General features: G+C 66.7%; 6 protein-coding genes and 2 pseudogenes. 3 read left to right on the top strand and 5 right to left on the bottom strand.

The genetic code is table 11. The features are described from left to right. Positions 1-295 (top strand): annotated as a pseudogene (locus G3N97_RS33820) (hypothetical protein); the annotation flags it as partial. Positions 296-604: 309 nt separating this feature from the next. Here G3N97_RS33820 and otsA read toward each other — a convergent pair. The 5 genes and pseudogenes from otsA to G3N97_RS33845 all read right to left on the bottom strand — a co-directional run. Then, positions 605-1990 (bottom strand): annotated as a pseudogene (gene otsA, locus G3N97_RS33825) (alpha,alpha-trehalose-phosphate synthase (UDP-forming)); the annotation flags it as partial. 299 nt (positions 1991-2289) lie between these two features. Beyond that, entirely contained in the window at positions 2290-2550 is a 261-nt protein-coding gene (locus tag G3N97_RS33830) for a hypothetical protein (protein WP_176080485.1), read from the bottom strand. A gap of 125 nt (positions 2551-2675) precedes the next feature. After that, positions 2676-3029 (bottom strand): hypothetical protein, encoded by a 354-nt coding sequence (locus tag G3N97_RS33835; protein WP_205997235.1) that lies wholly within the window; start codon positions 3027-3029, stop codon positions 2676-2678. 226 nt (positions 3030-3255) lie between these two features. Next, positions 3256-4635 (bottom strand): sigma-54 dependent transcriptional regulator, encoded by a 1380-nt coding sequence (locus tag G3N97_RS33840; protein ID WP_065063729.1) that lies wholly within the window; start codon positions 4633-4635, stop codon positions 3256-3258. A 365-nt stretch (positions 4636-5000) separates the two neighbouring features. Next, entirely contained in the window at positions 5001-5321 is a 321-nt protein-coding gene (locus tag G3N97_RS33845) for a hypothetical protein (protein WP_205997232.1), read from the bottom strand. Between the two features lie 696 nt (positions 5322-6017). On the opposite strand from G3N97_RS33845, the gene G3N97_RS33850 reads away from it, so the two are divergent. Together G3N97_RS33850 and G3N97_RS33855 are read left to right on the top strand one after the other, a co-directional pair. Further along, positions 6018-7058: a sigma-54 dependent transcriptional regulator gene (locus G3N97_RS33850; RefSeq protein WP_205997233.1), complete on the top strand. Its 1041-nt coding sequence runs from the start codon at positions 6018-6020 to the stop codon at positions 7056-7058. Positions 7059-7397: 339 nt separating this feature from the next. Beyond that, complete coding sequence (locus G3N97_RS33855; protein WP_205997234.1) at positions 7398-8024, top strand: hypothetical protein; 627 nt, start codon at positions 7398-7400, stop codon at positions 8022-8024. Positions 8025-8282: the final 258 nt, after the last annotated feature.

Below are 8282 nucleotides of genomic sequence, written 5' to 3' on the forward strand. Positions count from 1 at the left end.
TGCGGTGGTGATCGCGGCGGGTGTGGGCGCGTGGATCGGCGCACGCATCGGCGCGGGCTGGCACCGCGCGAGCGAGCACGAGGAGCGCGTGCATCACGAGATGCGTCAGTCGGGCGTGCTGCTCGCCGTGCACGTGAGCCCCGATAACCAGGCCGTCGCCGCCGACGTGCTGCGCGAAGCCGGCGCCGACGACGTCGAGCGCGCGTCGGGCCAATGGCACGGCGGCCACTGGGCGGATTTCGATCCGACCGCCGCGCCGCATCCGTTCGGCGAAGCGAGCGTGCAGCGCGCCTGAAGCCACACGCGGCACCACGCGGCACGGCAAGCGCGCAAAAAAACGGCGGCTCGAAAGCCGCCGGGGGGTGAATCGTGTGTCGTGCGGGCTAACGCGTGACGACGATGTGCATCGCGATCATTCCGCCTTCGCCTTGCTGACCGCGGCGGCACTCGACGCCGGCTTCGCGGCGGCCTTCGCCGACGCCTTCGCGGGCAGATCGACTTGCGCGGCTTTCGCGACCGGAACCGCGACCGGCGGGACCGGAGCGATCGGTGCAATCGTTGCATTCGGCACGCCCGGCGTCGCACTGCGCGCCTTCGCCGTGGCCGTCACCGAAGCCGCCGTCGCGACGCTGCGCAGATCGGCGAGGAACGTATCGCGCCACACCGAAAGATTGTTCTCGCGCAGCGACGCCATCATGTCCTCGTAGCGCGACTGGCGCTCGGCATGCGGCATCGAGAGCGCGCGCTCCAGCGCCTCGGCGGTCTGATTCAGATCGTAAGGATTCACGACCAATGCGCCAGGCAACTGCTCGGCCGCGCCCGCGAACTGCGAGAGCACCAGCACGCCCGGATCTTCGGGATTCTGCGACGCCACGTATTCCTTCGCGACGAGGTTCATGCCGTCACGCAGCGGCGCGACATAACCCACCTGCGCCTGACGGAACAGCGCCATCAACAGATGACGTTCGTACTTGCGGTTCAGATACTGGATCGGCGTCCAGTCGAGCTGCGCGAAGCGGCCGTTGATGCGTCCGGCCTCGCCTTCCAGATTGCGGCGGATGGTCTGATAGGTCTGCACGTCGGAGCGCGTCGGCGGCGCGATCTGCAAGAGCGAGACGCGGCCATGCCAGCCCGGCCCGTTCTGCAGCATGCGTTCGAACGCCTGGAAGCGCTCGGCGAGCCCCTTCGAATAATCGAGACGATCGACGCTCATGATGAGCTTGCGTCCGCGCATCGCGTCGCGCAGGCTGCGTACCGGCTTGCGGTCGGTGAATTGCGCCGCCGATTTCGCAATCGAATCGGGATAGATGCCGATCGGGTACGCGCCCACTTTCAGGAAGCGATCCCACGCGTGCACCATGCCGTCTTCGCTCGCGGTGCCGTGGCCGCCGCGCTCGATGTAGTCGACGAACGCCTGACGGTCCGCATCGGTCTGGAAACCGACCACGTCGTAATGGCACATGAACTTCATCAGTTCTTCGTGCGGCGGCACCGAGCGCATCACTTCGGGCACCGGCAGCGGAATGTGCAGGAAGAAGCCGATCGGATTCTTCACGCCGAGGTCGCGCAGGCAGCGCGCGAACGGAATCAGGTGATAGTCGTGGACCCAGATGATGTCGTCGGGCTGGATCAGCGGCTTGAGCTGGCGCGCGAGCGTCACGTTCACGCGCAGATAGCCGCCATATTCCTGGCGCTCGTAGCGCGCGAGGTCGTTGCGATAGTGGAACGTCGGCCAGAGCGTCGTGTTCGAGAAGCCCTTGTAGTACTGGTCGTAGTCACGGCGGGTGAGTCCTACCGTCGCGTAGGTGACGCTGCCCTGCTGCTCGATGACCGGTGCTGCCGGCTCGGCGACCGTTTCGCCGCTCCAGCCAAACCACACGCCGCCAGTCTCCTTGAGCGCGTCCAGTACGCCGACCGCCAGACCGCCCGCTGCGGGACGGCCCTCTTGCGTCGGTGCCACGCGATTCGATACCACGATCAGTCTGCCCATTGCGGCCAATCCTCCTGTTTCGTTGCTTCGTTGTTTCTCGCGTCCGAAGACGTTGCCTCAGGCACGCACGCAAGATCCGCGCCTCCTTTGCCCGGCGAGGAACGGATTTAAACGGGGCACAAACGAACGCCGACACCTTGCGCGCGCGATGAATGCCCTGTGCAAAAACAGGGCGGGATGCCTGACTGCGACTGAACTTCAACTGGACTGAGACCGAACGTCGACCAAATGTCGACCGATTTTCGACTGAAGCCGCGCCCGCCGACGGACCGCTCAACCGCGCGACTTGAACCGGTCGATCAAGCGTCCTGCTCCGAGCCCAGATCCCGCTGATAGTCGATGCCCTCGGCGCGCGCGCCGCCCTGGTTGTGCTCGCCGTCGGGCGGCACGCCGGGCGCGGGGCGATTCTGGCCGGCCGGATCGGGGCTGTAACCGGACGCGCCGGAAGGATCAGGTGAGCCGGAAGACGGATCGGCGGAACTGCCGCTTTTCTGTTCTCCGTCACGCGAGCCGCGCCGGGCCGAGTGACGTGCGGAGCGGCGCAATGCGGGATGTCTCATGTCGATGCCTCCAGCGGGAAGGCTGCCACGCGGCGTGGGCGTTTTTTATAGTCTAGGGTCCGCCGCGTGAATTTGCCGGTAAATATGGCGATTGGTTTGTAACTCGTACATAAAAATCGCGGCTGTCACCGATGCTGCAACGCTGGCGCGGCTCGCGACGGCGCGGACGGGGTTCGATCGTCGCCGGGACGGCAGGTCCAGCTTGCCCAACGCGCCCAGCTTGCCCAGCGCGCCCACGCTGAGCGCGCCGCCTCGCGCGCATACGCGGCTACGCGCGCCCACTCGTCGTGCGACTCGCGCGTGCGCATCACCGGATAGTGACGGATCGAGCGCGGCACTTCGCCCGGCTGCGGCGGCGGATCGCCGACCGGCGGCACGTCGGGCGTACCGGGTTCGCTGGGCGGCGGATCGTCGGGCTGCGGCGTATGGGCAAGCCACGGCTTCACGCGGAACGGATCGGATTGTTTGCAGCTGGGCATCGTGCACTCCTCGAAAGGTCGTCGATGAACCCGTCTGCAAGCAACATACCAGCCATGTCGATCGACGGCTCTCGCCCCGCGTCTGCGCGGCATCGGCGCGGTATCGGCAATCTGCGCCCAATGCAAAGCGCCCGTTCGGCCGGCGCGATTTACATCGCATACCGGCACGAACGGGCGCTGACTTCAGTGCGTCTTGAGGCTTATCGCCTTATCCGTACAGTGCGGCTCAGGCTCCCGCGCGCGCGGGCGTTTCGCCCTTGCCCGTCTCGTTGCCGTACTCGACCAGCCGGTTATAGAGCGTCTTCAGGCTGATGCCGAGAATCTCCGCCGCGCGCGTCTTCACGCCGCCGCACTGTTCGAGCGTCGCGAGGATCAGCTGACGATCGGCGTCGGCGAGCGAGGTGCCGAACGGGATCGTCACGGCCGTGCCCGCCACCGGCTTCGACAGCGAAATCTGCAAAGGCACGGCCGCAGTGAGATCGCCTTCGTTGCCCGACATGATGTGCGCGCGCTGCACGTAGTTCTTCAGCTCGCGCACGTTGCCGGCCCACGGATAAGCCGCGAGCATCTCGCGCACCGCGGGCGGGAACTGCTTCTTCGTGCCGTGGCGCTCGTTGAGTTCGTCGAGGAAGGCCTGCGCCAGCAGCTCGACGTCCTTGCCGCGCTCGCGCAGCGGCGGCAGATTGATCGGGAACACGTTCAGACGGTGATACAGGTCCAGACGCAGCTTGCCCTCGGCGACGGCCTGTTCCGGATCGCGATTGGTGGCCGCGATCAGGCGCACGTCGGTCTCGATTTCCTTGGTCGTGCCGACGCGCATGAACATGCCGGTTTCGAGCACGCGCAGCAGTTTCACCTGCAGCTCGATCGGCATTTCGGTGATTTCGTCGAGGAACAGCGTGCCGCCGTTCGCGCGCTCGAAATACCCCTTGTGCTGACGGTCCGCGCCCGTGAACGAGCCGCGTTCGTGGCCGAACATTTCCGACTCGATCAGGTTCGGCGAAATCGCGCCGCAGTTCACCGCGAGAAATTCGTGCTTGCGGCGCAGGCTCAACTGATGGATGGTCTGCGCGGCCACTTCCTTGCCGGTGCCCGACTCGCCCACCAGCATCACCGAGGCAGGCGTGGGCGCAACGCGGCTGATCTGGTCGTACACGTCCTGCATGACCGGCGAATTGCCGAGCATCAGACCGAAGCGGCCCATGCGGCGCAGCTCGCCGCGCAGCGTGCCGATTTCGGCCTTGAGATCGCCCGCGCGCGGCAGACGATTGAGAATCGCCTTCACGCGCTGCAGGTTGATCGGCTTGACGAGGTAATCGATCGCGCCGTTCTTGAGCGCATCGACGGCCGTCTCCACGGTCGCGTGACCGGTGATGACCACGAGCTCCACGCCCGAGCGCGGATCGAGATCCTGGAACAGATCGGTGCCGCTGCCGTCGGGCAGCTTCAGATCGGTGAACACAACGTCCGGCATCTGCCGGATCAGCTGGATGCGCGCTTCCCGCAGGTCGCCGGCCTGCGCGGTGGTGAGCCCGTCTTCGCCGACCACGGCGGCGAGCGCTTCGCGGGTTTCTGCGTCGTCATCGACAATCAATACATGTGGCATCGCGTCTCGTCAGCCCTGAAAGGTGAGTGGCTCCTGTACGCACGACACGCCGCGCCGCAGCAAGCGCCGGCGCGCCGGACAAGGAAGTCCGACGTCGCGGGCTGCGCGGCGCGAGGGTGGCGCTGCAAGTGGAGTGCGAAACGGCCGGGTACGCTCAGGACGGCGAGCGTGGTCTTTTAGCTGCATGATCGCAACAATCTCGCGACCCGCAGTCAACCCAAACCTTGATTGTTGTGGATATGGCCATTATAGACATATTCGAGATGCGGATGCGTGGCATTCACGGCGGTATCGGTCGCTCGGCGCACGCGTCGCGAGGACGTGCGCGCGGCGTCGATGCAGCAACGAAAGCCGCATCCGCGCGCTCAATGTCGCGTGGCCGGGTCGCTGCCGCTTTGCGGAAACGGCCACGCGCCGCTCGAGGCGTCGTCCGTCGCGCCGCTGACCGGCTCGCCGCGCTCCATCGCGCCCGCAGCCATCGCATCGCCGGCAGCGGCCGCGTTCGGCAACACGCCGCTCTCCGCCAGTGAGCCGCCCTCGCCCTCCCAGCGGTTCAGCTCGCGGTGAAACGTCTGGCGCTGCATGCGGTGACGCTGCGCAAAACGCCACGCCAGCATGCCCGCCGTCGCGCCGAGCGCACCCACCGCCACGAGGGTCCCAATCAGTCCAGGCGTGTTCTTCGCCATGTCGCACTCTCCCAGGTTGTTGTCGGAAATGCGGTCAGAATCGGCAGCCGTGAACAAATGAATCGGCCACCGATCTATCGGCGCATACGCCGCGCCAGGTAGGATAGACGCCCATGCGCAGTTCGAATTGCTGAGCACGAGGCGTGCCAGCCCGTCCGCGCGGCGCATTCGGACCGCCATTCGGACTGCCTGCGCGCTGCATTCGGACCGAATCCAGGCCGCAAGCGACGCGCACCGACAATCCGGGCACGTCCATTGCCCTGCGACGCGCGGCAGTGGTTAAATGTTTACGAGATGGAAATCCCGTGGCCGACGGGCAAGATAGTGCCCGCGCCGTTTTGCACAGCCAGCTGGCCAGATCGAGCGGCTCACCAGCCGCCGGGGCCAGCAAGCCATGCCCGATCCACCCGGCGCGCGCCTGCGGCATGCGACGCGTCGACGACGCGCGCAACGCCGGCGCCCCGGCTTCGGGCCACACACCACACTTTGCAGGACGACTACCCTATGGCGACAATCGAGCCGGGCTCGCCCGCCGCCGAACGCGATGAAATGCGCGACGAACGACGTAACGAGACGCTGGATGAACGGCCTGACGAGAAGCGAGCAGGAAAGCGCAGTGAAAAACGCAGCGACAAGCCGCGCGCCGCGGCACGCCGCGACAAAGCCGAAAAAGTCGATAAGCCCGACGAAGCGCGCATGAGCGAGGAACGGAGCGCGCGCGTCGCGGGCCTGGAATCGTACGGACGCCTGTACGGTTCGTCGGCGGTCATGCAGGACCTCTACGAGCAGATCCGGCGCGTTTCGGTGACCGAGGCGACGGCGCTGATCGTCGGCGAATCGGGCACCGGCAAGGAACTGGTCGCGCGCACGATCCACGAGGAAAGCAATCGCCGCGACGGTCCGTTCATCGCCGTGAACTGCGGCGCGATTCCCGACGAGCTGATCGAAGCCGAACTCTTCGGCCACGAAAAAGGCAGCTTCACGGGCGCGGTGCAGGCGCGCGACGGCCACTTCGAACACGCGCGCGGCGGCACGCTGTTTCTCGACGAAGTCACCGAAATGTCGTTGCTGCATCAGGTCAAGCTGCTGCGCGCGCTGGAGTCCGGCGAGTACTACCCCGTCGGCAGCAACGAGGCGATTCGCGGCGACGTGCGCGTGATCGCCGCGACCAACCGCGACCCCGTGGCCGCCGTGCGCGACATGGCGCTGCGCGAGGATCTGATGTATCGCCTCGCGGTGTTTCCGCTGCGCGCGCCGCCGCTGCGCGAACGCGAGCGCGACCGCGAACTGCTCGCCCAGCTCTTTCTCAACGAGCTCAACGACGAGAGCGGCACGCAGAAAGTGTTCAGCAAGCGCGCGCTCGAAACGGTGCGCAACTGGTCGTGGCCCGGCAACGTGCGCGAGCTGAAGAACGCGGTGTATCGCGCGTTCATCCTCGCCGAGAAGCAGGTCGAGATCGCGCATCCGCAACTCGTGCCGCGCGTGAAAAAGCCTGTCACGCAGGGCGATGCGATGAGCGTGTGGATCGGCACGCCGCTCGCCGACGCGCAGAAGCAGATCATTCTCGGCACGCTCAAGCATTGCGGCGGCGACAAGCGCCTCGCGGCGCGCACGCTCGGCGTGAGTCTGAAGACGCTCTACAACCGGCTCGGCAGTTACGGCGCCGAAGACGGCGACGCCCCGCCGCCGGAGGACATCGACAGCGACGAAGGCGACGACGCACGCGACGCCGAATGATCGTGGGCGAAGGATTTCAGACGAAAGGAATCTGAAACGAGGCTGTCGGTTGTCGGCAGGCGCGTTGCCGGATGCGTCAGCGCGTCGGCGAATACGTTGACGAATGCGTCGTCAAAAAGCCTCGAAATGCAGCGAAATTGCCGTCATCGCAATCACGTTAAGACAAGCGGCGCACGGCATTTTGCAATTTCTTGCACTTTACCTATGCCCTTGTGTAAGTCCTTCCTGCACAATCCGCAGCACGAAAACGTGCTGGAAGCTTGCGCAATGCGGCTTCCGGCCGCAAGCGGCAGGGAAAGGATCATGCAAGAACGAAGTGCTCTGGCGTGCAACGCGCCGATGGCGGCATCGCCGATCGACTCGACGACTCATCCGATCGCTGATTCGCCGCGTCAATCGATTCATGCGGCGCTGGCGCGCCGCGCCGTTTCGTCCGCGCGCTGGCGTCGCGCCGCGTCGCTCTCGCTGCTCGCCACCGTGGCCAGCCTCGCGTGTTCGGCGTGCAGCTCGCTCTACTCCGAGGGCGCGCAAACGGGCGCCGGTATCGCGGGCGCCGCCGTCGCCGCCAAGGTGACGAACAACGCGGCCGTGGCGACCGGCATCGGCCTGGGCGCGCTGGCCGCCGCCAAAGCCGGCGTGCAGTACTCCGAGCGCGTCGTGCACACCAACACCCAGGACAGCATCGCCAAGGCCGCGGGCCCGCTCGACGTCGGCGGCGTCGCGCCCTGGTCGATCGTCCATTCGTTTCCGATCGAAGACGACGAGCACGGCCGCGTGACCGTGAGCCGCACGATCAGCTCGGGCGCGCTCGACTGCAAGGAAATCGTCTTCTCCGTCGATCACGACGCCACCAAGGACAAGGCCGCGACGAGCGCGTTCTACGTGGCCTCGGTGTGCCGCGACGGTCAGAACTGGAAGTGGGCGTCGGCCGAACCGGCCACCGCGCGCTGGGGCGCGCTGCAATGAACGGCGTGAATTCCCCGGCCGCGGCCGCAAGACGGGCGGCGCGCGCGCGTTGTCTCGTCCATTGTCCAGCAATCCGCCTGAATCGCAACTGCTCAAGCCCGTGCGGGCGGCCCAGACGAACGGGCTCGCGGACGCATTTTCGGGGCATCTGCCGGCGCCGGCCCGTGCCGGTCGAACGCCTGCGCGCGCTCAACACCCACCCCGCCCCCCCCCCCCCCCCCCCCCCCCCCCCCCCCCCCCCCCCCCCCCCCCCCCCCC

The organism is Paraburkholderia sp. Ac-20347 (genome assembly GCF_017104805.1).
Classification (GTDB): Bacteria; Pseudomonadota; Gammaproteobacteria; order Burkholderiales; family Burkholderiaceae; genus Paraburkholderia; species Paraburkholderia tropica.

Excerpts from the sequence above, each read along its gene's own strand:
- G3N97_RS33830 (WP_176080485.1), bottom strand. The coding sequence starts at position 2,550 with ATGAGACATCCCGCATTGCGCCGCTCCGCACGTCACTCGGCCCGGCGC.
- G3N97_RS33835 (WP_205997235.1), bottom strand. The coding sequence starts at position 3,029 with ATGCCCAGCTGCAAACAATCCGATCCGTTCCGCGTGAAGCCGTGGCTT.
- G3N97_RS33840 (WP_065063729.1), bottom strand. The coding sequence starts at position 4,635 with ATGCCACATGTATTGATTGTCGATGACGACGCAGAAACCCGCGAAGCG.
- G3N97_RS33845 (WP_205997232.1), bottom strand. The coding sequence starts at position 5,321 with ATGGCGAAGAACACGCCTGGACTGATTGGGACCCTCGTGGCGGTGGGT.
- G3N97_RS33850 (WP_205997233.1), top strand. The coding sequence starts at position 6,018 with ATGAGCGAGGAACGGAGCGCGCGCGTCGCGGGCCTGGAATCGTACGGA.
- G3N97_RS33855 (WP_205997234.1), top strand. The coding sequence starts at position 7,398 with ATGGCGGCATCGCCGATCGACTCGACGACTCATCCGATCGCTGATTCG.